This is a genomic window from Caballeronia sp. INDeC2, assembly GCF_023631325.1.
GTDB lineage: Bacteria > Pseudomonadota > Gammaproteobacteria > Burkholderiales > Burkholderiaceae > Caballeronia.
The window spans coordinates 79,123-101,743 of sequence record NZ_JALQDG010000037.1 but is presented as its reverse complement, the minus strand read 5'-3'; the positions used below and the strand labels follow the sequence as shown (position 1 = coordinate 101,743).

Genomic DNA, 22,621 nt, shown 5'->3' with positions numbered 1-22,621 from the left:
GCGAAGACCGATCCGAAGTCACCGATCGCCGGGATGCCGATTCTCGAAGCGTACAAGGCGCGAACGATCATCGTGAACAAGCGGTCGATGGCGGCGGGTTACGCCGGTCTCGACAACGAACTGTTCTATATGGACAAGACGATGATGGTGTTCGGCGATGCGAAGAAGGTCGTCGAAGACATGATGAAAGCCGCATCCTGATTTCAACCCAGAACCCACAAACATCCTTCCGAACGGAGACTCAAAGAACATGCATGCACTCGTCATTCACGCACCGCGCGATCTACGCATCGAAGAAGTCGCGACGCCCACGCCGGAAGCCGATCAACTTCTCGTGCGAGTTCGCACGGGCGGCATCTGCGGCTCAGACCTGCATTACTTCAATCACGGGGGCTTCGGCACGGTGCGCATCAAGGAGCCGATGGTGCTGGGCCATGAAGTGGCCGGCGTGGTCGCTGGCCTGGGGACATCGGTGAGCGATGTCCCCATCGGCACGCGCGTCGCCATTAGCCCGAGCCGACCATGTGGACAGTGCGAGTATTGTCAGCAAGGGTTGCAGAACCATTGCCTTGACATGCGTTACTACGGCAGTGCCATGCGCACGCCCCATGTCCAGGGTGCATTCCAACAGGAAGTGGTCATCGACAGGTCGCAAGCATACCCGGTTGACGATACACTCTCTGACGCTGAAGCGGCGATGGCAGAGCCGCTGTCCGTCGCGCTGCACGCCGTCCGTCGCGCGGGACCATTGCTCGGCAAGCGGGTGCTCGTCACCGGTTGTGGCCCGATCGGCGCCTTGATCGTCGCCGCCGCACGACGCGCTGGCGCGGCCCACATCGTCGCGACCGATGTGAGCGCCCTGCCCCTCGACAGCGCGCGCAAGGTCGGCGCCGACGACGTCTTCAACGTGATGGACACGCCCGACGCGCTGCAGCCGTACGCGAAGAACAAGGGCAGCTTCGACGTGCTCTTCGAAGCGAGCGGCAACGCCGCCGCCTTACGCACGGCGCTCGACGTGATCAAACCGCGCGGGGTGATCGTTCAGGTCGGCCTTGGCGGCGACGCGCCCCTGCCGATGAACACGATCGTCGCAAAGGAGCTCGATCTGCGCGGCGCATTTCGCTTTCACGAAGAATTCGCGATGGCAGTCGAGTTGCTCAACAAGGGGCTCGTCGATGTGAAGCCGCTCATCACCGGAGTCTTTTCCTATCGCGATTCGCTTCAGGCCTTCCTTCAAGCCGGTGACAGATCCAAGGCAATGAAGGTACTGATCGATTTCTCCTAGCGTCGAGGTGCCGCTTGACTTGCGCCTTGCGATATACCGACTGACAGGGGAAGCGACATCGCTGCCCTCTTGCTCACAACCGGCACCGTGCCCCGTCTATGGCCTAATCTCGCGAGCCGTCATGAGAGCCTTGCTCGCCGCTCACATTGTCTGGACCAGGACGAAGAGCTTTAATACGTTAAGCAGTAGCACGCTGTCAGACGACGAACTGACCCTATTCGATGGCGCAGCCGAGTGGAACTCCCTCCGCTGCTAATTGCGTGGCTTCGGACGCGAAATAATGCGGTCGGCTAGAACTGACCGCGCGTGAGCTATCCACCTGTTACAGCGCTTGCTTCATGCGTTTGCTTCATGCGTTTGCTTCTTTCGACCAGTTGGCGAACCACTTGCGGACTAGGTCATATTGCGTCGTTGCGTAATGTCGCTGTGCCTCGCTGAGAACATCGGCTTCGTTGAAGTGAATTGAGTATTCCTTATCGCCATTGAGAGCCATCAAATATTTGTAATACGGGACCAAGTCGGTTCCTTCATCGAACGTGGGAAGTTCGGCAAGCGCGTATTCCAACTGCGCGCCCGGCAACGCGCAGCAATGCCGCCGGTAACGGCCTTGCGGAACAAGTCGACCAATAGCAGGACTTCACGAGGCAGAGCATAGCCGAACCCGTGATAATGGATTACGCGAGCATTACGTTGCGCTATGACAGCACGGCCGTCAGCGCCACCAGCCCATATTCGGCCAGATGGCGCAGGCGCTCAGCTTAGACATGCGCCGCGAACGTTCCCGTGTTCCGGGATGAACGATACCAAACCCAACGCGTCCGAGTACCCCGCATTACCCGCGCCATCTGCCCTTGCCTACGCCTGGCGGCCGAAAGACAAGCCGCCGATTTTGCTTCAATCTCGTGCTGATTTTGAATTTCCAACCGGCACCATTGACCGCTCCGCTTTGGCCAGTCTCGCATCGGCCAACGTCTGTGCCCGAATCCGTCGATATTCCCGCGCGTCGACGGGCAAGGCACCTGGCTTACCCAGATCGTTCAGGTGCATCCGGTACGTTTCCCGCGCGCTCAGCGCCGCGAGCGCCGCAACGATCGTCGCCACAAACGTGATGGCGCCTATTGTGAGCGGAACGTTGCCCGACCCTCCCGGGGGTGCCACGGCGACAAACAGCGCCGGTAGCAACGCCGCGATGGTGATCCCGATGTTATGCCCGATCGCCACCCCCGTGACCCGATTGCGAGTACGGAACAACTCGGGATAGAAACTCGGGAAGATAGCATTGAACCCCTGGTAGGCGACGCCCCACATCAGCAGTGCCATGATGATCGCCAATGGCGTGCTATGGATGCTGATGGAATAGAGATAGCCGAACGAAAGCAGACCGGAGCCGAGTGCACCGACGACAGCGGGGAGCCTGCGGCCAATTCTGTCCGACAGATTACCGACATATGGAATCAGAATTACTGCCAGGATGTTACCGAGCACCGGAATCCACAGGTAGACGTCCGCATGGAAGCCGATTCCGTAGGCAGGCTGCACCGCATACGCCGCACCGAAGATCGTCGCCACCACCGGAATCACGGTTGTTAATGACATGCAGGCAACGCGCAAAATATTCGCCCAACTGTCGGCGAAGGCATGGATGATTGGCGATTTGGCAATCTCGCCATGCTGATCTTCTTCGACAAATGCCGGTGTTTCATCGACATCGCGTCGAATGAAATAACCCGCGATGATGATAAAGAAACTCAGGAGGAAGGGTATGCGCCAGCCCCAAACAGTGAACGCGTCCGTCGGGATGTAGTGCGCGAGCGGCAAGAAAACCGCCGCAGCCAGAATCTGGCCCGCTTGCACACCCTGCAGCGTGAAGCTCGCGAAGAAGCCACGCCGGCCGAACGGGGCGTGCTCCAGAACCATTGAGCTTGCACCCGCAATTTCTCCGGCCACCGCGAAGCCTTGAATGAGGCGCATGGCGACCAAACCGATCGGTGCCCACAGGCCCACCTGTTCATAGGTGGGCAGCAGGCCGACGGCCATGGTCGAAAAGCCCATCATGAACATACAGAGAATCAGCACGTACTTGCGCCCGTGCGTGTCACCCAAGTGACCGAGCACGAGCGCCCCGATCGGACGCGCCACATAGCCGACACCGTAGGTCGCCAGCGACGCGATGATGGCGATCTTGGGATCGCTTTTCGAAAAAAAGATCTGCGGGAAGATCAATGATGCTGCAGTGGCGTAGATGAAGAAGTCGTAATACTCCAGCATCGAGCCGATCCAACCGCTGGCGGCGGCTCTCTTCGACTGGTGCCTGCCTTTCGGCTCGTTATTCTTTCGGGTGGCCATGTGTGTCTCCAGGTTGATAGGCCGCTGCCCCCGTACCGTCGCTAGTTTGCCGTGGAAGACGGTTAGCGCGATCGCGAGATGACGTCAGTAGTGCGTATGGCCTGTGTGATAACGATCGGTTTCGAGCAGCGAGCATCTGCTCAGCTTTCCTGCTGGCTTTAGCTAGCCTCCATCCCGGAATAGGTCCGTCAATTTTCCTAGTTTCGAACCCACCGGATAGTTACTTAAGGCTCATTCTATGCCCAGTTTGGCAATCGATCAAAGAGGGTTTTCCCGCCTGCTGCTACGCGACGCTGGGGCCTTTCCCGCCTTGGCAGAGGTGCGCCCGAACGTTATGCCGGAGCGATGAGTCCCAGAAATGCCGCCATCGCTTCGACGGAATTCTCGAGCAAGTAACGGCCGGGGTGCACGGCAAGGCCACGCGCCTTCGCGTTTTCCAGAAGGCGTGTTTCTGCTGGTTTCATGATCAGGTCAGCGATGACGGCGTGTGGAGCGGCCTCGGCGAGATCGATCGGCACGGGGTCGTCGGGACGCATCCCGCACGGCGTCGCATTGACGACAAGATCATGCTTCGCTTGCGCACACGCCTGGCTTTCGCCGATGACCGCTTCGCTCCCGCGCGCCCGCAATGCCCCCGCAAGCCGCTGCAACGACGTCGCATTGGTGTCGAAGAGATCGAGCGAGGCGATGCCTGCATCGATCAACGCATGCGCCACCGCCACGCCCGCTCCGCCGGTACCGACGATCAGTGCGGACTTACCGCGCACGATGTGTGCGCGCCCTTGCAAACCCTTGACGAAGCCGACACCATCGAACATGGCGCCCGTCCACGACCCATCGGCTTCAAGGCGCAGACAGTTGACCGCGCCCGTTTGCTGCGCCGCGTCCGATAATTGCGTCGCATACGCGGTCGCATGCAGTTTGTGCGGCACCGTTATAACCACGCCGGCAAGGTTGGCTGCGCCGCGCAGCCCTTCGAGGACCCTCCCGAGGTTGCTTGCCGGCACATGAAACGGTACGAGCACCGCGTTCACGCCGTGCCGTTCGAACAAGGCATTGAAGAGTTGCGGGGATTTCGCCTGTGCAATGGGATCGCCGAGAATCGCGACGATCCGTGTTTCCCCATCTATGCGTGTCACTGCCGGTGTCCTTTGCTGGTGGTGATGCGCTCGATCAGTCGCTGCACGCGCAGCGCGTCGTCGCCAGTTAGCAATGGAGCGCGATCCTCACGAATGGCGGCGAAAAAGTCCTTCAACAGATCGCGATGGGCCGTGTGCGCAAAGTCCATGGGCTTCGCACCAAAGCCGGACGACGAAGGGTCACTGAAGTCATCCACACGGCCGTCTTGGAAGAACACGCGCAGGTGTCCGCCATCGAGCACCGCCGTTGCGTTTGCGCCAATCAACTCAATGCGTTCAGGAAACCCGGGAAACGCCGCCGTCGTCGCGAGGACTTGACCGGCAGCACCGCTCTCGAACGTGAGTGCGGCGCTCGCGAAGTCTTCCGCTTCCATCGAATGCAGCGTGGTCGTGGCGGTTGCCGCTACGACCGAGGACACGTCGCCCGCCAGCCACATCAGGATGTCGAGTGAGTGAATGGCCTGCGTCATCAATACGCCGCCACCGTCGCGTGCATACGTGCCGCGGCCGGGCTCATCGTAGTAGGACTGCGGTCGCCACCAGCGCAGATCGACACCCGCATAGGCGAGTGGCCCGAGTGCGCCACTCTTGGCCAACGCCGCGAGCCGCTGGACAGCGGGACGGAAGCGGTTCTGGAAGACGACGCCGAGATTCACGCCGGCCTCTCGACAGACCTGGACCGCCCGTTGCGCGCGAGCTATCGATATATCAAGCGGCTTTTCGAGCAGTACATGCTTGCGTGCGGCAGCGGCCTTTTCGACGAGTTCGAGATGCGTATGCGGCGGAGTGAGCACCAGAACGCCATCGACGCTCGAGTCGCTCAACACGGCGTCGATGGACTTACCAACAGGAAAGCCGTAGGTGCTGGCGAAGCGCTCAATCCGTTCTGGCGAACGACCGACCACGCCTACCACGTCTACTTCGTTACTGAGTTCGCTCAGGGCAAGTGCGTGAGGCGTGGCTGCGAGGCCGGCGCCAACGATTGCGATTCGGGGTTTGCGCATCCGTGTGTGCCCTCGAAGACGATCGTTCAGATGAGCGCTGTCAACTCGGGAACTGCTTGGAACAGATCCTGAGCCAGACCATAGTCCGCCACGCTGAAAATCGGCGCTTCCAGGTCCTTGTTGATCGCGACGATCACCTTGCTGTCCTTCATGCCGGCCAGATGCTGGATCGCGCCCGAGATGCCGACGGCCAGATACAACTGCGGCGCGACGATCTTGCCGGTTTGACCGACCTGATAGTCATTCGGAACAAAGCCCGCATCGACTGCGGCGCGCGACGCGCCCAAGGCCGCGCCGAGCTTGTCGGCCAGCGGTTCGAGCACCTTCGTGTAGTTCTCCCCGTTGCCGAGTCCCCGGCCACCCGACACAATGATTTTTGCACTCGTCAATTCCGGTCGATCGGTTTGCGTCAGCTCACGGCTCACGAACTGCGAGATGCCCGCGTCGCCCGGCGCGTTAACCGTCTCTACCGTTGCGTTGCCGCCTTCGGCCGCTGCCGCTTCAAATCCGGTCGCGCGCACCGTGATCACCTTGACCGGATCGGACGATTGCACCGTAGCGATCGCGTTTCCCGCGTAGATCGAACGTTCAAAGGTGTCCCCGCTGTTCACCGCCGTGATATCGCTGATCTGCGCGACGTCCAGATGAGCAGCGATACGCGGAGCGATGTTTTTGCCGTACGCAGTAGCGGGCGCCACGATGTGGGAGTAGTCCTTCGCCGGATCTTGCACCAGCGTCAGCACCGTACCCTCCACGTTTTCTGCCAATCCTTCGGCAAGTTGCGGCGCGTCGGCGAACAATACTTTCGTTACACCCGCAATCTTTGCGGCCGCCTCGGCCGCGCCACGTGCATCGTGGCCCGCCACCAGAACGTGAACGTCCTGTTCGCTGAACGTCGCGATCATCGCAGCAGCGGCCACTGTGTTGAGCGTCGCCGCTTTGATCGACGCGTTGTCATGTTCCGCAATCACCAGAATCGTCATTTTGTGCGTCTCCCTACAGGACCTTGGCTTCGACTTTGAGCTTCTCGACGAGCGTCTTTACGTCCGGCACGAGCACGCCGGCGGAGCGCTTTGGCGGCTCGGCGACTTTCAGCGTTTTCAGACGCGGCGCAACGTCGACATCGAGATCAGCGGGTTTTAACGTCTCAAGCGGCTTTTTCTTCGCCTTCATGATGTTGGGCAACGTCACGTAGCGCGGCTCGTTCAGGCGCAGATCGGCGGTTACCACCGCCGGCAACGTCAGCGACAGCGTTTCAGCGCCCCCATCAACTTCACGCGAGACCGTTGCCTTGCCATCCGCCACCACGACCTTCGAGGCAAACGTTGCTTGCGGCAAGCCGGCCAAAGCGGCCACCATCTGACCGGTTTGATTCGAATCGTCGTCGATGGCCTGCTTGCCAAGGATCACAAGCCCAGGTTGCTCTCTGTCGATCAACGCCTTCAAAATCTTCGCGACCGCCAGCGGCTGCAATTCGTCGGCCGACTCAACCAGAATCGCGCGGTCCGCGCCGATGGCGAGCGCGGTGCGCAGCGTCTCCTGACATTGCGTCACGCCGCAGGACACCGCAACGACCTCAGTCGCCACGCCCGCCTCGCGCAAGCGCACAGCTTCTTCAACAGCGATTTCATCAAACGGATTCATCGACATCTTCACGTTCGCGATATCAACGCCGCTGCCATCCGACTTCACGCGCACCTTGACGTTGTAGTCGACAACCCTCTTTACCGTCACCAGAATCTTCATGTGCAAACCCTTCCTTCAACAATAGCCCGCGCGATACGGGCCGGATCGAAACTCACTTGATGACCAGCACCTTCGAACGATCGAAAGCAACGGTCACCGCGACGATCAGAATCAGCCCGAACACGATCTGCTGTGCGAACACGCTGATGCCGACGAACGTCATGCCCACACGCGCCACCGACACAAGAAGCGCGCCCACCAGCGTCCTGCCGATACCACCGGCGCCACCCGTCAACGCCGTGCCGCCGACGATCACGGCAGCGATGGCCGGAAGCAGAAATTGGTCCGCCAGCGTGGGTGAGCCGCTTCCCAGCCGCCCCGCCATCACGACCCCCGCCAGCCCCGCGAAGAACGACGACGTTCCGAACACGAGGCATTTGGTCACCGACACGCGCACGCCCGATGCAATCGCCGCCGGTTCGCCTGCGCCAATCGCATCGGTTTGACGGCCGAAGACTGTCGAGCGATGCAGGAACACGCAGAAGGCGAACACCGCGATGCCTAGCAAGATTTCGTGCGGCACGCCGAACGAAGAGCCGGTGGTCCAGCCCAGCGACGCGTTGCGCATCTCATCGCTGATACCGATCGAGCGGGTGCCTGAAAGCGTCAACGCCGCCGCCGATGCAATTCCGCCCACCGCCAACGTCGCGATGAACGACGGAATCCGCAGCAAGGTTTGGATCACGCCCGAGAGCAGACCAATGCCGAACGACGCCGCGAGCGCGACGACAGCCGCTATCGCCCCATAACGCGGCAGCAACATTGCGACAATGACGCTCGACAACGACGCCACCGCCTGCAGGGAGAGATCGATACTGCCGAGCAACACGACGAACGTCGTGCCGGCGGCCATGATGAAAAGCGTCGAACTGTCGGCGAGCAGGCCGAGTTGCGTCGACGGTGCAAGGAAGCTCGGCTGTGCGACTTCAATGAGCACGTACAGCACGATGAGAGCGAGGAAGGGCGCGTTGTCGCGCAGCTTCGTCGCGATGGATGCGTTCAGTTGTGGCATGTTGACCTCAGACCATGTGTTCGACGATCTCGACCTGCGAGGGTTTGCGACCCACTTCGCAAGGGAGAATTCTCTCAGCGCGGCCGTCACGCATGACCATCACGCGATGACTGAGCCCCAGAATCTCTTCGAGCGTGTCACCCGTCAGCACCACAGCGACGCCTTCCGCTGTCAGTTCGCGGATGAGCTGATAGACCTCTTCCTTCGCGCCGACATCGAGACCGCGCGTCGGGTGATCGAGCACGAGAATTCGGCTGCCTGCGAAGCGCCACTTGGCGAGCACGACCTTTTGCTGATTCCCGCCCGAGAGATTGCGGCACGATGCGTCGGGCCCCGGCGTTTTGATGTGCAAGCGCTGGATCCAGTCGTTGGCGAGCGCGCGTTCGCTTGCCTTGCGCACCACGCCGGCACGGCTGACTGCGCCGAGACGAGGCAGCGTAAGATTTTGCGCGACGCTCATCTGCGTGACGAGTCCTTCGATCTTGCGTTCACGCGGAACGTATCCGATGCCGAGTGAAACCGCGTGATTCGCCTGCGGCTTGAGTCGCGTGTTTCCCACCATCACTTCGCCGCGATCGAGACTTTCCAGGCCCGCAATCACCCGGCACAGTTCCTCGCGCCCGGACCCGACCACGCCCGCCACGCCGAACACCTCGCCGCAGTGGACGTCGAAGGAAACGTCGTTGAGCACATGACCAAGCGTTGCGTTTCGCACCGACAGCGCCACTTCCGCGCGGCACGGCTTCTGCAGATTCTCGCGGTAATACTCGCTGTGCAGCGAGCGGCCGACCATCAGCTCATGAAGCTTCGCCACTGACGCCATTCCCGAAGCCATCTCGGATACGACCTTCCCGTCCTTCATCACATACACGCGATCGCTCAGCGACAGCAATTCATCGAGCCGATGCGAAACGAACACGAATGACGCGCGCGACTTCAACTCACGCACGAGGCCGAACAAAATCTCGATCTCCCCGGCTTCGAGCACGGACGTGGGCTCGTCGAGCAGGATGATCGGCGTGCCGCCGGTGCGGCTCGCGAGCGACAACGCTCGCGCGAGTTCCACCATCTGCCGCTGGCCGAACGACATGTCCTCGCACAGCGTCAGTGGATCGACGTCCAGATGCACCGTGGCAAGCTCCTTCTTCGCCGCGCGCTTGAGCTTCGTCCAGTTCACCCGCCCGAACGTGACGAACTCTTCCTCGCGCCCGAGAAACAGGTTCTCCGCAACCGTCAGGTTGGGCAGGATCGACTGCTCCTGATAGACCATCGCGATGCCTTTGGACGTCGCGTCGCGCGGATTGCGGATCACGAGAGGCTTGCCGCCGAGCTCGATGTCGCCGGTGTCCTGGCGATATGCGCCGGTCAAAAGCTTCATCAGCGTGGACTTACCCGCGCCGTTCTCGCCGATCAAGCCGACGATTTCATTCGGACGGACTTCGATCGATACATTGTCCAGCGCAAGCACGCCCGGGAAGCGCTTGGTGACGTTCTTGAGTGAAAGCATGTCTGTTCTCCTCACGCTCACTTGACGATACGCCGGCGCGAGCGATTCAGCGCGAGCGTCACGGCGGCGATGATCAACACGCCCTGGATGCCCTGCTGCACATAGGGCGGGACACCGAGCAGCACCATGCCATTGCCGAGCACGATCACGATCAGCGTGCCGATCAGCGTGTTCATTGGGGTGCCGTTGCCGCCTGCAAGCGACGTTCCGCCCACCACGATCGCGGTGATCGCAACGAAGAGCTGGCCGTCGGCGATACGCGCATGCCCCTGGCCGAACTGCGCCACGGCGAGGATGCCCGCAACGCCATAGAAAGCTCCGGCCAGCGAAAATATCGCAATGCGCACGCGCGAAACCCGCACGCCGCTCAGTCGCGCCAGATCCTCGCCGCCGCCGATCGCCAGCGTGTGACGGCCGAGGAGCGTGTGCTTGTAGACGAACCAGGCGACGCCGAGCATCAACACCGCGATCCAGACGGACAGCGGCAACCCCAGATAACGCGTGATCGAGATGGCACGTAGCGAAGCGTCGCTCACACGGATCGTGTTCCCCGACAGCCAAGCGGTCCCGATCCCCGTTGCGACAAAGCCGATCGCCAGCGTCGTGATGAACGAAGGAATGCGCAGGAACACGTGCAGCACGCCGTTGACGAGGCCCAGTATCGCGCCAGCGGCCAGGGCCAAGGCCAGCACCCAGAGGCCGAAGTGGTTGTCGTTATACGAGTTCTCGACCAGCGTCGACACCGCGATCGCCGCAACCGCGACGATCCCTTCGGCCGACAAATCGATGCTTCCCAGTTGAATGACAAATGCGGCACCGAGTGCGATCGTGAGCGGAATCGCGGCACCTACCGCGATCCGCGACAGGTTCATTGGATCGAAGAAGTCGTGGTTGAGCGCGCCGATGCAAAGACCGAGCGCCACCAATACGAGCAACGGTGCAAAACGCCGCACGAGTGCTTGCTTCGATACGATTGGAGTCCCGGTTGTTCTTCTGGATGTGGCCTGCCGAGTGGGCGCTGCGGTCAGCTTGTTCATCGATACACCACAGGACCCGCGACGCGGGCATAGAGGTTGTTCCAATCGGCGTTGGGCGCGCTCGCGCGCTTCATGACGTCCTGGATGTTCGCTTTGGTCACGAACGTGGCCTTGCAATACGACTCGCGGCGGTCCTTCGGCAGCGTCGCCACATCGATCTTTTTCTGCTTCGCCTGCAGACCCATCGACAGGCCGATACCGCCGAGCCAATACGGGTCCCAATCGACCGACGCGATCAGCTCACCCGCCTTGATCGCGCTGAGTCCGGGCGGCGTGCCATCCATGCCGGTGACCGGCATCTGGCCCGCCAGGCCTTCCGCGCGCAGCGCCTCGATCGCGCCGAGCGCCATGTCGTCGTTCGCGGCCCACACGCCCTTGATCTTCGCGTTGAAGCGCGTCATCCAGGCCTGCATGATCGGGAACGCCTTCTGCGAATTCCAGTCGGCGACCTGGAAGTCAAGCAACTGGATGTCGGGGAACTTCTTCAGCGCTGCGTCGAGACCGGCTTTGCGCTCGATTGCCGGCACGTTGCTGAAAATGCCGCCGAGCGCAACCACGCCGCCCTTGCCGCCCATCGCCTTGAACAGTTGCGTCGCGGCTTCCTCGCCGTAGGCCACGCCGTCATAGGAAAGATGCGCGACATAGCTCGGGTTGTGGTCCCACGGATGCAGGTCTTTCGGCTTGTTCCAGATCGTGGTGACGAACGCGCCCGCCTTCGAGCACGCTTCGACGATCACGCGGGCGTCGGCGGAATCGTTCGGATCGACGTTGAGCACGAGGTTGCCGTTGGTCCTTTGCAGCAGCGCACGAATATCGGCGATGCCCTTCTCCGAGCTTCCTTCGGTCGTCAGCGGCACGTACGGCAGGCCCACGCTCGTCGCGAAGGCTTGCGCACCCTTGTTAAAGGCCGCGTGATACGGGTTGGTGAGCGAGCGGAAGGAGCAGGCGAGCGTGGTCTGGTCCGCGCCGAGCGACAGGCGCGAGAGACCGCCGCCGGCCACGGCAAATGCCGCGCCCGCGCCAAGCTTGATGAAGTCACGACGTGAAAAGGCCGGGCAGTGTTCTTGTCTGGACATGGTGTCTCCTGCAATGAGCGGGCTATCGCCCTTGTTGGTTAATAAATATGCAGATAGTTACTATTTCAACGAGGCTTGCATTGCCGGGCGATCCTTGGCGTGCCCCTCGCGCCGGTCTTACGCTGCGGTCGTGGTGGGGTCGCGCACCACTCGACCTGAATAGCTGGCCAACTGGCCGGCAACCGGCGTCTGACTCGCCACGCGCCCGCGAATCAGGTCGGCCGCTTTCTCTGCGATCATCAACGTCGGTGCATTGGTGTTCGAGCTGACGATACGCGGCATGACGGAAGAATCCGCGACGCGCAGCCCTTCGATACCGCGCACCCGCAACTGCGGATCGACCACCGACATCTCGTCGACACCCATCTTGCAAGTGCCGACCGGGTGATAGCCGGTGCGTCCGTACTGCTGCGCGTACTCCTCGTATTGCGCCTGCGTGCGCACGGTAGTTCCCGGGAAATGCTCGCACTTGATGTACTTGGAGAGCGCGTGCTGGCTCATGATTTCGCGGCTTTGGCGAATGCCTTCCACCGCTACCTTCAGGTCATACGGATCGCGAATGTAGGCGGGATCGATGATGGGCGCATCGGCGGGATCGGCGCTGTTGAGCGTGACGCTGCCACGGCTCTTCGGGCGCAGGAAGTAGGAGTTGAGCGTGCACCCTGAGCCGGAAAGAACCGGCGGCACACCAGCCTCGACCCCGGCGCCGGGCAGGAAGTGAAATTGCAGGTCGGGGGTCGGCACGCTGCTGTCCGAGTACCAGAACGCCCCACCCTCGGCAATGTTCGACGTAACCGGTCCCTTGTTAAACATTTTGTATTCAAGGCCGGCGAGTAACATTAGGTGCTTCTTCGCGTACTTGTCGAGGCTGTAGGGGCCGTTCAGTTCGTACACGATATCGATGTCGAAATGATCCTGCAGATTCTCTCCAACGCCATTGAGCACATGCAAGGGCTTGACACCCGCGCGTTCGAGATCGATTGCGCGACCGATGCCGGAGAGCATCAGCAGCTTGGGCGAGCCGATCGCGCCGGCCGTCACGATCACTTCGCGCTCGGCCCGTGCAACCTCAACGTTCGAGCGCACATTCTGATCAGCGAATTCAACGCCCACCGCGCGTCCATTTTCCATCACGATGCGCGACACCAGACAGTTCGTCTTGACGGTCAGGTTGCTGCGCGAGCGCGCCTCACGAAGATAGCCGACCGCCGCGCTGCAACGGCGTCCGCCACGCTGCGTGACCTGATAAACCCCGACGCCCTCTTGCTGCGCGCCGTTGAAATCGTTGTTGTAGGGCAAGCCCGCTTCCTGGCCAGCCAGCACGAAGGCTTTGGTAACTTCATTGACGCTGATGAGATCCGATACGCCGAGCGGTCCGCCCACGCCGTGATATTCGTTGCACAAGCGCTCGTTGTCTTCCATCCGGCGCAGATAAGGCAGCACGCCCTCGCGAAAGCCCCAACCGGTGCAGCCGTCGCGCTCCCAACCGTCATAGTCTTCCGGCTGGCCGCGGGTATAGACCATCGCATTGATCGAGCCGCCGCCGCCGAGCACGCGGCCCTGCGCGAACGGAATCTGCCGGCGTTGCGTTTCCGGGGCCGCCGCCGTGCGATAGCCCCAAGTCAACGGCCCGCCCGTCATCTTGAAGAAGCCGACCGGCATATGGATGTAGGGATTGGTGTCGGCGGGTCCAGCCTCAAGTAACAGTACCCGGTTGCTGGCGTCTTCGCTCAGACGCGCGGCCAGCGCACATCCCGCCGCGCCACCGCCCACAATCACATAGTCATACATTGCTGTCTCCGGTTCTTCGTTCCATCGCCTGCTTTGCGTAGGCAGGCTTTTCCTGCGGCTCTTTGTGGCCGCTTCGTTGAAAGTAAATTGCTTTACGCGATCCAGCGCGGTCGGTTGCCGAGTTGGACATGCACCGACTTGAGTTCCGTGTATTCCTCGACGCCATAGCGCCCTGTCTCGCGGCCGATCCCCGATTGCTTGACGCCGCCAATTGGCAGCTCAGGGCCCCCAGTGATCGTGCAATTGACCCAGATGCGCCCGGCCTGCACGTCGCGCAGGCTCTTGAACGCGCCCTGCAAATCGCGCGTCCAGATGCTCGCGGCGAGCCCGTAAGGCACGCCATTCGCAAGTTGGATCGCCTGATCGAAGGTGTCGAACGCAGTAACCGAGAGGACCGGCCCAAAAATTTCTTCCTGCGCGAGCGTGCTGCCGGGTTGCACGTTGCGAAACACCGTCGGTTGAATAAAGTAGCGCTCGCCTTCGCTGCTTGTAGTGCCGCCGCAGACGAGCTGAGCGCCGTCGCGCGTGCCGGCGTCGATGAAGCCACGAATCTTCTCGAATTGACGCGCCTCGACGATCGCGCCGACGTGATTCGACGCATCGAGCGGGTCGCCGACGCGCACCTTCGCGAGCACCGCCTGGACACGCTCGACGAGTTCCTGCTCGACCGAGCGGTGCACGACGAGCCGGCTGCCCGACACGCAGCACTGGCCCGCATTGAACGCAATCCCGAAGGCGATGGCATCGGCAGCATCGTCAAGATCGGCGTCGGCGAAGACGATCTGCGGATTCTTTCCGCCCAACTCCAGCCCGACCTTCTTCATGTTGCCGCCGGCGGCAGTCAGGACCGAGCGGCCGACCGGCGTCGAGCCAGTGAACGAGATCATGTCGACGTCCATGTGTTCCGCGAGCGCCTGGCCGACCACCGAGCCGAGCCCCGTCACCACGTTGACGACGCCATCGGGCAGGCCCGCTTCGGTCAGCAGTGCGGCGAGCTTGAGCGTTGTGCTGGACGTGAGCTCCGCGGGCTTGACAACCACCGTGCATCCCGCCGCGAGGGCAAACGGCAGGCGCTCCGACAGGATGAAGAACGGAAAATTCCACGGCGTGACGATGCCCACCACGCCGACCGGCTGCCGCACGACCAGCCCGAACATATCGGGGCCGAGCGTGTCGTGCGAGTCGCCGTGCACGACACGGGCGAGGCCCGCGGCGTATTCCCAGATGCCTGCTGCCGCGGTGACTTCGCCGCGCGACTGGCCGATGGGCTTGCCACTTTCGAGCGTCTCGAGATAGGCGAGCGTTTCAACGTTGTCGCGGATCAGTTGTGCTGCCTTGAGCAGCACCGTCGCGCGTTGCTCGCCCGTGAGCCGCGACCAGCGGCCGTCATCGAATGCGCGCCGGGCCGATGCGACCGCGAGGTCTAGGTCGCTACTCGACGCCCGCGTCGTGGCAGTTACCGGAACGCCATGGCCGGGACTCTTGCGTGCCACCCACTCGCTATTCGCGCCAGCATAGTCCTTGCCGTCGATGAACATCGGCGTGCGCAACGGCTGGGTGGGTAGGCGCAGCGCGGCTGCCAGTTCGCTCAAATCCGTCATCCCTGTCTCCAAAAAAACAATTCTTTACGGTCGACGCTTAGAACCCGTTATGTATCGAGCTCAACGCGCTTGATCTGTATCAAGCCTTTTATCCACCATACAGTTACTTACTGACGCGGTATTTTTTTATTTAAAGTCAGTGACATGGCATGCGATACGTCGCATATTCTCAACAGCGTTGCCGTTCCGAATCAAGGCTTCATTCTGCACCACCCGGTTACTTCCTGGCAACTATTTTTTGGTTTATAGTTACCTCCATGGCGTCGGCGAGATTGACGTCCCGTTCCCCCTCTTTTTTCGACGACCCTATGCCCCCAGAAGCAATCCCACAAAGTCGCGCATCAAAGCCCGCCGACGCGGCAGTCACGCGCCAGCCGAGGCAGCGAGATCCGGAGGTCACGCGCGCTCGCATCCTCGAGGCCGCGAAGAAAGAATTCGCGAAGCTCGGTCTCGCCGGTGCCCGCGTGGAAGCGATTGCGACCCGCTCCAAAGCCAACAAGCGGATGATCTATCACTACTTCGGCAGCAAGGAGGAGCTGTTCGTCGCAGTGCTCGAGGACGCCTACGCCGATATCCGTTCCGCCGAACAGAAGCTGAACCTCGATCACTTGTCGCCCGAGGACGCGATCGTCGCGCTCACCACGCATACCTGGAACTACTACCTGCGAAACCCCGAATTCATGACGCTCGTGAACAGCGAGAATCTTCATAAGGCACGCCACGTCAAGAAGTCTCAGCGGTTTCACGAACTGCACAAAGGGTTCATCTCCATGCTGCAGGGCATACTTGATCGCGGCGTCGAAGCAGGCGTATTTCGAAGCGGCGTCGATGCACGGCAACTGCACATCACCATGGCTGCAATCGGCTACTACTATCTGACGAACCGCTTCACGAGCGGTGTGATCTTCGACATCGACTTCATGGACAAAGCCGCCCTGAAAAGCCGTCTCGACTTCAACATCGACACCATCCTGCGGCTCGTACGTCCCTGATATCCACGGCGCATGGAAGGAAGCGTGGACCACTCCACGCGCCGCGGTTTCAGACCACCTTTTCCTGAGTCGGGGACGCGCTTGGCTGGGTTCTCGCGAGCAACGCTTCATCGACGAGCGGGCGGAATGCCATGCGCGCGAGTACGTCTCGCTCGACATCGACTCCCTCCGCAACCTCGATCAGACGTACTCCGTCTGCCTCCAGGCGAAACACCGCGCGCTCGGTCACGTACAGCACTTCCTGCTTCGAGCGCCGCGCCTGCTCGCCGCTGAAAGTGATGTGCCGCACCCGCTCGACGAGCTTCGGCACGCTCCCCGCCGAGACGATATTCAGACGCGTTCCAACTTGTTCGACCTCCAGCCCCTTCGCCTCGAAGCTGCCGCAAAACACGATCTTGCGTGCACCCTGCGTGATGTCGATGAAGCCGCCCGGCCCCACCACCGTCGCACCAAGCTTCGACACGTTGATGTTGCCCTCGCCGTCCATTTCGCCCATGCCGAGGAACGAGACGTCGACACCGCCACCGCTATAGAAATCGAACTGATCGACGCTTGAGAGGATCGCGTCGGCGTTGCGCGCGGTACCGAACATCGGACCGTCGAGCATTGCGCCGTTGTGGATGCCCTGCTCGACCGAGCCCCAGAACGTGCCGAGCCGTCCTTGTTCCGCCAGCAAGGCAGGGATGCCGCCGGGAATGCCGAAACCGAAATTCGCCGACTGCCCCTCATGCAATTCGATCGCTGCCCGCGCGGCGATGATGCGGCGAATACCCGTCGGCACTTCATAAAAGCCTTCACCGATTGTGCATAGCGACTCGCCGCTCAACGCCGGGTCGTAGTCCGATACGGCGGATTGGACCTGATCGGGCGTATCCACGAGCGTATCGACAAGAATTCCTGGAATCCGCACGAGGCGCGCGGGCACATAGCCCTTGGGTTCGCGTTCCTTCACCTGCACGATCACGCGGCCGCCGCAGTTGTGCGCTGCGAGTGCGGCGGCATAGACGTCGAGATCGGCCGGTTCGCGGCGCAGCGTGACATTGCCGCTCTCATCCGCCGACGAGCCGCGCAGAATCGCAAAATCGACCTTGAACGGCTTGTAGCGCAGATATTCGCGCCCATCCAATTCGACCAGTTCGACCAGGTCCTCGGTAGCGCGCTCGTTGATCTTGCCGCCATCGATACGCGGATCGACGAACGTGCGCAGGCCCACGTGTGTAACAAGTCCAGGCCGGCCGGCACCGATTTCCCGCAGCAGCGTGGAGATCGCGCCAGCGGGAAAGCTATAGGCTTCGAAGGCGTTTTCCTTTGCCAGTTTCTGCATCGCAGGCGCCCAGCTCCAGTGCCCGCCGATCACGCGCTTCACCATGCCCGGATGGGCAAAACGGCCCAGTCCGCTGCCTTTCGCGTCACCGATGCCGAGTGCGTGTACCACGGTCAGATCACGCGGATAACCGGTCTCGAGGAAACGCTGCTCCAGCTTCGCAAGCACAGCATCCGCTTCCAGCAAGCCGCCTCCGGAACCCGCCAGCGCGATGGTTGCACCGTCGAAAATCTGCTCGACCGCATCTGCAGCCGCCGTCCATTTGCTCACACTACCCTCCGTTCTGATCGGCCGCAAACCCATTGACAGCGGCCATTCATTGGTTTTAAATAACCCACCAGATGGTTACATGCTGCGAATGTTGGCATACGAAACCTCTGAATTCAAGGCCTATTGCGTGGCGCTCGGGTTTACCTGAACCGGCGTGTTGAACCGCAAAAATCAGGTATGACGATTACATACGGAGACAGCATGAGACTCTCGGAAACCCACGAGCAGATCCGCGATACGACGCGGCGTTTTGCGCAGGAAGTGATCCGCCCCCTGGCCGAGGAACTGGATCGCGAGGAGCGCTTTCCTTCCGAGATTTACAAGCAGATGGGCGAACTCGGCTTGTTCGGCATCACGGTGCCTGAGGCATTCGGCGGCGCCGGGCTCGATGTCACTGCTTATGCGCTCGTGATGGAAGAGTTATCGCGCGGCTACGCGTCGGTGGCGGACCAGTGCGGCCTGCTCGAGCTGGTCGGCACGTTGCTCAGCGTGCACGGCTCCGGCGAGCAGCGCGCGAAATACATGGAACCGCTGCTGCGCGCCGAATTGCGGCCGGCATACTGCATCACCGAATCGGATGCGGGTACCGATGTGTCCGGCATTCGCACCACCGCAACGCGCACCGCCGAAGGATGGGAACTCAGCGGCGCGAAGCTCTGGATCCACAACGCACCGGTCGCGGATCTCGCCTTCGTGCTCGCGCGCACCGACCCGACAGCCGGCAAGCGCGGCATGAGCATCTTCATCGTCGACTGTCATCTGCCGGGCGTATCGAAGGGTCCGAAGGAACACAAGATGGGGCAGCGTGCATCGCAGGTCGGCGAACTGCATTTCGACCGCGTGAAGCTCCCGCATGACGCCTTGCTCGGTCAAGAAGGCCGAGGCTTTCACATTATGATGAGCGCGCTCGACAAGGGCCGCGTAGGCATCGCCGCGCTGGCCGTCGGGATCGCGCAGGCAGGTCTCGAAGCCGCGCTCGAGTATGCGCAGACTCGAAAGCAGTTCGGCAGCCACATCGCCGATTTCCAGGGAGTCCAATGGATGCTCGCCGACATGGCGAAGGACATTCAGGCCGCGCGCCTGCTCGTGCACGACGCGGCTGAACGACTCGAAACCGGCGACCGCGCGAGCATCGCCTGCTCGATGGCGAAGTGCTTCGCCGGCGACACGGCGGTCAAGCACAGCGCCAACGCGGTACAGATTTTCGGTGGCAGCGGCTACATTCGCGGCTACGAAGTCGAGCGTCTTTACCGCGATGCGAAGATCACACAGATCTATGAAGGCACGAACCAGATCCAGCGCACGATCATCGCCCGTGACCTGATCGCCAATGGAGCGCAGTTATGAGCGGCCGCCCCGTTGCACTCGTCACCGGCAGCCGGCGCGGCATCGGGCGGGCGATTGCGGTCGAACTCGGCCGCGCTGGCTTCGACGTCGCATTGACAGACGCGGTGGCGTCCGACGAGCTCGACCAGGCGGTCGCCGAAGTCGAACAGACCGGCGCCCATGGAATTGCGGTCGTCTCCGATCTCGCCGATATTGGCTCGCATCAGGTCACGCTGCTCGATATCGAAGCTCGGCTCGGCGGCCCGATCGATTGCCTCGTGAACAACGCGGGCGTATCGGTAATGTCGCGAGGCGATCTGCTCGACGTGACGCCCGAAAGTTTCGACCGCTGCATCGCCGTGAATACGCGCGGCACGTTCTTTCTGACCCAGACGTTCGCCAAACACTTTCTCGGCCGCACGCAAGCCAGCATCGCGCCTCACCCGAGCGTCATCACGATTACGTCATCGAACGCGGTCGCCGCGTCGCCTTTGCGCGGCGAATACTGCGTGTCGAAGGCAGGCCTCTCAATGGCGAACACGCTGTTTGCGCTGCGCCTCGCCGAGAACGGCGTCGGCGTTTATGAAGTGCAACCCGGCCTGATCGAAACCGAGATGACCGCGCCGTCCCGCGCGCGTTACGACGCCCAGATGGAACAGGGTCTCACGGCCATCAGGCGCTGGGGCACGCCTCAGGAAGTCGCGACCGCCGTGCGTACGCTCGCGACCGGCGGCCTTCCGTACAGCGCCGGACAGGCTATCCGTGTCGACGGCGGCCTTCTCGTAACCAAATACTGACCAGACATATGAACTCGACAATCAAGCTGCCGACGGCCCTCGGCACGATGGACAGCTATCGCCTGCAAGGCACGCCGCTCGACGTTCGCGCGCCTGCTCGGCCGTTCAACCGCATCGCCTACTCGGCTGCTCACGTCGTGGCAGATCCGCTTCGCGCCGGCGAACTGAACACGCCTCCCGCCATCGACTGGGAACGCACGCTCGAATACCGCCGCTACCTCATCAAGCAGGGTCTCGGCATTGCTGAAGCGATGGACACTGCGCAACGCGGCATGGGCCTGCCGTGGCACAGCGCGCTCGAATTGATCACGCGCACGGTCGGAGGCACACGCGATATTCCTGGCGCATCGATCGCATCGGGCTGCGGGACGGATCACGTTGCACTCAGCGCGATCACGAACTGCGACCAGGTGATCCGCGCCTACGCCGCGCAGCTGGAGGCCGTGCAACGCGTCGGCGGACGCGTCATTCTGATGGCAAGCCGCGCACTCGCTCGTGTCGCTCGTTCCCCGGACGACTACCGCCGCGTCTATCGCGAAGTGCTCGCGATGTGCGATCAGCCGGTGATCCTGCACTGGCTCGGTGAGATGTTCGATCCTGAACTTGCGGGCTACTGGGGTGTGTCGGACTATGAAAGCGCGGCGCAGGTTTGTCTCGACGTAATCAGCACGAGCGTCGATCGCGTGGAAGGCATCAAGATCTCGCTGCTCGACGACTCCAAGGAAATCTCGTTCCGTCGACAACTCCCGCCCACGGTGAAGATGTATACAGGCGATGACTTCAACTACCCATCGCTCATCGCGGGAGATGAAGCAGGCTATTCGCACGCGCTGCTCGGCATCTTCGATGCGATCGCGCCGGCAGCATCGCAGGCCCTTGATGCGCTCGCCAGCGACGACCTCGAAACGTTCAATGCGCTGCTGGCACCGACGGTGCCGCTGTCGCGCCACATCTTCCGTGCGCCGACGCAGTACTACAAGACCGGCGTCGTGTTCCTCGCCTATCTGAACGGTTTTCAGGATCACTTCTTCATGCTCGGCGGCCACCATGGCATGCGCCCGCCTGCCTATCTCGCGGATGTCTTTCGTCTTGCCGATCAGGCAGGTCTGCTACGCGATCCCGACGACGCCATCGGCCGCGTGCGCAAGGTCATGGCGGTGCTCGGCTGCGGCGCGTGATCATGTCCCATTCGAACGCACCCGTGCGGCATATCGTGCTGTGTCGCTTTCGTAACGACGTCGCGGCCTCGAAACGGCTCGTGTTCTTTGAACAGATCAGACGCCTCACGGAAATTCCAGGCATCGCGTTCGCGAACTTCCAGTGCGGCGGCAATATCTCTCCCGAAGGATTCGGCATGGATTTCGCCGATGGCTTCATGATGGACTTCGAGAGCCGGGACGCATGCTTCGCTTATCTCGCGCATCCCACCCATCGCGCAATCGGCGAGCGGCTCATCGAGGCACTCGAAGGCGGCGTTCGAGGGTTGCTCGTCTTCGACATCACACTGGACAATCATGAGAAACCTGAAGGGAAAACTCGACCTGTGCTCCATCAACACCGCGACGCTCGGCCATCGCGAAGCGCTGAGCACTACGATTGACCGCATCGCGGCCGCAGGATTCGGCGGTATCGCGCCGTGGCGTCACGAGGTGGAAAACGCGAACGTCGCCGACGTAGAAAAACAGATTCGGGCGCTCGGCCTGAGGGTGACAGGCTATTGCCGTTCGACCTATCTGCCGTCGACCAACCGGGCGCAATTCGCCGCGAACATCGACGCGAACAAGTCGGCATTGCGCGATGCCGCAATCCTCGGCGCGTGCGCTTTCGTCATGGTGGTCGGCGGCCTGCCCAAAGGCAGCCGTGACCTCGATGGCGCGCGCGCTCAGGTCATCGAGGGAATCGGCGAACTGCTCGAGACCGCGCGCGATTGTGGCGTGCCGCTCGCGCTCGAACCGCTTCATCCGATGTACACGGCGGACCGCGCCGTGCTCAACACGCTTGCGCAGGCGCTAGACATCTGCGCCGAACTCGATCCCGGCCACGCCGGTCATCTCGGTGTCGCGGTCGATGTCTATCACTGCTGGTGGGACCCCGCGCTGCGCGCGTCGATCGAGCGGGCAGGACAGGACGAACGCCTGCTCGCTTTTCATGTGTGCGACTGGCTGCGCGACACACGCGATCTGCTGCTGGATCGCGGCATGATGGGCGATGGCGTCGTCGATCTCCCGGACATCCGGCGGAGCGTCGAGCAAGCGGGTTATGACGGTCTGGTCGAAGTCGAGATATTTTCAAAAGAGAACTGGTGGCGCCGCGATCCGGGCGAAGTGCTGCGCATATGCGCAGATCGCCTGCAAACGGTGTGTTGAAC

At 61.8% G+C, this 22,621-nt stretch carries 20 protein-coding genes and 1 pseudogene; 8 read left to right on the top strand and 13 right to left on the bottom strand.

Features of this window, described 5'->3' with window-relative positions:
• Nucleotides 1-201 (top strand): NAD(P)(+) transhydrogenase (Re/Si-specific) subunit beta (locus NCS28_RS23990; RefSeq protein WP_250516270.1); only part of this gene is annotated, 201 nt, incomplete at its 5' end.
• Nucleotides 202-250: 49 nt separating this feature from the next.
• The gene (locus NCS28_RS23985; protein ID WP_250516269.1) at nucleotides 251-1,285 is read left to right on the top strand and encodes an L-idonate 5-dehydrogenase; all 1,035 of its coding nucleotides are present in this window, start codon (nucleotides 251-253) and stop codon (nucleotides 1,283-1,285) included.
• A 349-nt stretch (nucleotides 1,286-1,634) separates the two neighbouring features.
• Here the strand turns inward: NCS28_RS23985 and NCS28_RS23980 are convergent.
• The 12 genes and pseudogenes from NCS28_RS23980 to NCS28_RS23925 form a co-directional block, all read right to left on the bottom strand.
• Nucleotides 1,635-1,948, bottom strand: a pseudogene (locus NCS28_RS23980) (dihydrodipicolinate synthase family protein); the annotation flags it as partial.
• Nucleotides 1,949-2,179: 231 nt separating this feature from the next.
• Entirely contained in the window at nucleotides 2,180-3,631 is a 1,452-nt protein-coding gene (locus NCS28_RS23975) for an MFS transporter (RefSeq protein ID WP_250516268.1), read from the bottom strand.
• A gap of 332 nt (nucleotides 3,632-3,963) precedes the next feature.
• Nucleotides 3,964-4,770 carry a shikimate dehydrogenase family protein gene (locus NCS28_RS23970; protein ID WP_250516267.1) on the bottom strand — a complete coding sequence of 269 codons (807 nt, stop codon included), beginning with the start codon at nucleotides 4,768-4,770 and terminating at the stop codon, nucleotides 3,964-3,966.
• On the bottom strand, nucleotides 4,767-5,774 hold the full coding sequence (locus NCS28_RS23965; RefSeq protein ID WP_250516266.1) for a Gfo/Idh/MocA family protein: 1,008 nt from the start codon (nucleotides 5,772-5,774) through the stop codon (nucleotides 4,767-4,769). Before NCS28_RS23965 ends, NCS28_RS23970 begins: the two co-directional genes overlap by 4 nt.
• Before the next feature lie 26 nt (nucleotides 5,775-5,800).
• Nucleotides 5,801-6,757, bottom strand: a complete 957-nt coding sequence (locus NCS28_RS23960; RefSeq protein ID WP_250516265.1) for an electron transfer flavoprotein subunit alpha/FixB family protein — start codon at nucleotides 6,755-6,757, stop codon at nucleotides 5,801-5,803.
• Nucleotides 6,758-6,770: 13 nt separating this feature from the next.
• Nucleotides 6,771-7,520, bottom strand: coding sequence for an electron transfer flavoprotein subunit beta/FixA family protein (locus NCS28_RS23955; protein WP_250516264.1), 750 nt, complete (start codon nucleotides 7,518-7,520; stop codon nucleotides 6,771-6,773).
• A 52-nt stretch (nucleotides 7,521-7,572) separates the two neighbouring features.
• The gene (locus tag NCS28_RS23950; protein ID WP_250516263.1) at nucleotides 7,573-8,532 is read right to left on the bottom strand and encodes an ABC transporter permease; all 960 of its coding nucleotides are present in this window, start codon (nucleotides 8,530-8,532) and stop codon (nucleotides 7,573-7,575) included.
• A 7-nt stretch (nucleotides 8,533-8,539) separates the two neighbouring features.
• Nucleotides 8,540-10,039, bottom strand: a complete 1,500-nt coding sequence (locus NCS28_RS23945) for a sugar ABC transporter ATP-binding protein (RefSeq protein WP_250516262.1) — start codon at nucleotides 10,037-10,039, stop codon at nucleotides 8,540-8,542.
• A 17-nt stretch (nucleotides 10,040-10,056) separates the two neighbouring features.
• The gene (locus NCS28_RS23940; protein WP_250516261.1) at nucleotides 10,057-11,076 is read right to left on the bottom strand and encodes an ABC transporter permease; all 1,020 of its coding nucleotides are present in this window, start codon (nucleotides 11,074-11,076) and stop codon (nucleotides 10,057-10,059) included.
• Nucleotides 11,073-12,152: a sugar ABC transporter substrate-binding protein gene (locus tag NCS28_RS23935; protein WP_250516260.1), complete on the bottom strand. Its 1,080-nt coding sequence runs from the start codon at nucleotides 12,150-12,152 to the stop codon at nucleotides 11,073-11,075. The genes NCS28_RS23940 and NCS28_RS23935 overlap by 4 nt, the downstream gene beginning before the upstream one ends.
• Nucleotides 12,153-12,269: 117 nt before the next feature.
• Entirely contained in the window at nucleotides 12,270-13,943 is a 1,674-nt protein-coding gene (locus tag NCS28_RS23930) for a GMC family oxidoreductase (RefSeq protein WP_250516259.1), read from the bottom strand.
• A 92-nt stretch (nucleotides 13,944-14,035) separates the two neighbouring features.
• A complete protein-coding gene (locus NCS28_RS23925; protein WP_250516258.1) occupies nucleotides 14,036-15,544 on the bottom strand; it encodes an aldehyde dehydrogenase family protein in 1,509 nt (502 codons plus the stop codon).
• 272 nt (nucleotides 15,545-15,816) lie between these two features.
• On the opposite strand from NCS28_RS23925, the gene NCS28_RS23920 reads away from it, so the two are divergent.
• Nucleotides 15,817-16,536 (top strand): TetR/AcrR family transcriptional regulator, encoded by a 720-nt coding sequence (locus NCS28_RS23920; protein WP_250516257.1) that lies wholly within the window; start codon nucleotides 15,817-15,819, stop codon nucleotides 16,534-16,536.
• A gap of 49 nt (nucleotides 16,537-16,585) precedes the next feature.
• On the opposite strand, the gene NCS28_RS23915 is transcribed toward NCS28_RS23920, so the two are convergent.
• Nucleotides 16,586-18,163, bottom strand: a complete 1,578-nt coding sequence (locus NCS28_RS23915) for an acyl CoA:acetate/3-ketoacid CoA transferase (protein WP_250516256.1) — start codon at nucleotides 18,161-18,163, stop codon at nucleotides 16,586-16,588.
• A 168-nt stretch (nucleotides 18,164-18,331) separates the two neighbouring features.
• Between NCS28_RS23915 and NCS28_RS23910 the strand changes: the two genes are divergently transcribed.
• Genes NCS28_RS23910 through NCS28_RS23890 form a run of 5 tightly spaced genes read left to right on the top strand, consistent with a single transcriptional unit; the run spans nucleotide 18,332 to nucleotide 22,619 of the window.
• Complete coding sequence (locus NCS28_RS23910; RefSeq protein WP_250516255.1) at nucleotides 18,332-19,477, top strand: acyl-CoA dehydrogenase family protein; 1,146 nt, start codon at nucleotides 18,332-18,334, stop codon at nucleotides 19,475-19,477.
• Nucleotides 19,474-20,253, top strand: coding sequence for a 3-ketoacyl-ACP reductase (locus tag NCS28_RS23905; protein ID WP_250516254.1), 780 nt, complete (start codon nucleotides 19,474-19,476; stop codon nucleotides 20,251-20,253). Before NCS28_RS23910 ends, NCS28_RS23905 begins: the two co-directional genes overlap by 4 nt.
• An 8-nt stretch (nucleotides 20,254-20,261) precedes the next feature.
• The gene (locus tag NCS28_RS23900) at nucleotides 20,262-21,431 is read left to right on the top strand and encodes a dihydrodipicolinate synthase family protein (RefSeq protein ID WP_250516253.1); all 1,170 of its coding nucleotides are present in this window, start codon (nucleotides 20,262-20,264) and stop codon (nucleotides 21,429-21,431) included.
• Nucleotides 21,432-21,454: 23 nt separating this feature from the next.
• Nucleotides 21,455-21,853 (top strand): Dabb family protein, encoded by a 399-nt coding sequence (locus NCS28_RS23895; RefSeq protein ID WP_250516252.1) that lies wholly within the window; start codon nucleotides 21,455-21,457, stop codon nucleotides 21,851-21,853.
• Nucleotides 21,768-22,619, top strand: a complete 852-nt coding sequence (locus NCS28_RS23890) for a sugar phosphate isomerase/epimerase family protein (protein WP_250516251.1) — start codon at nucleotides 21,768-21,770, stop codon at nucleotides 22,617-22,619. Before NCS28_RS23895 ends, NCS28_RS23890 begins: the two co-directional genes overlap by 86 nt.
• Nucleotides 22,620-22,621: the final 2 nt, after the last annotated feature.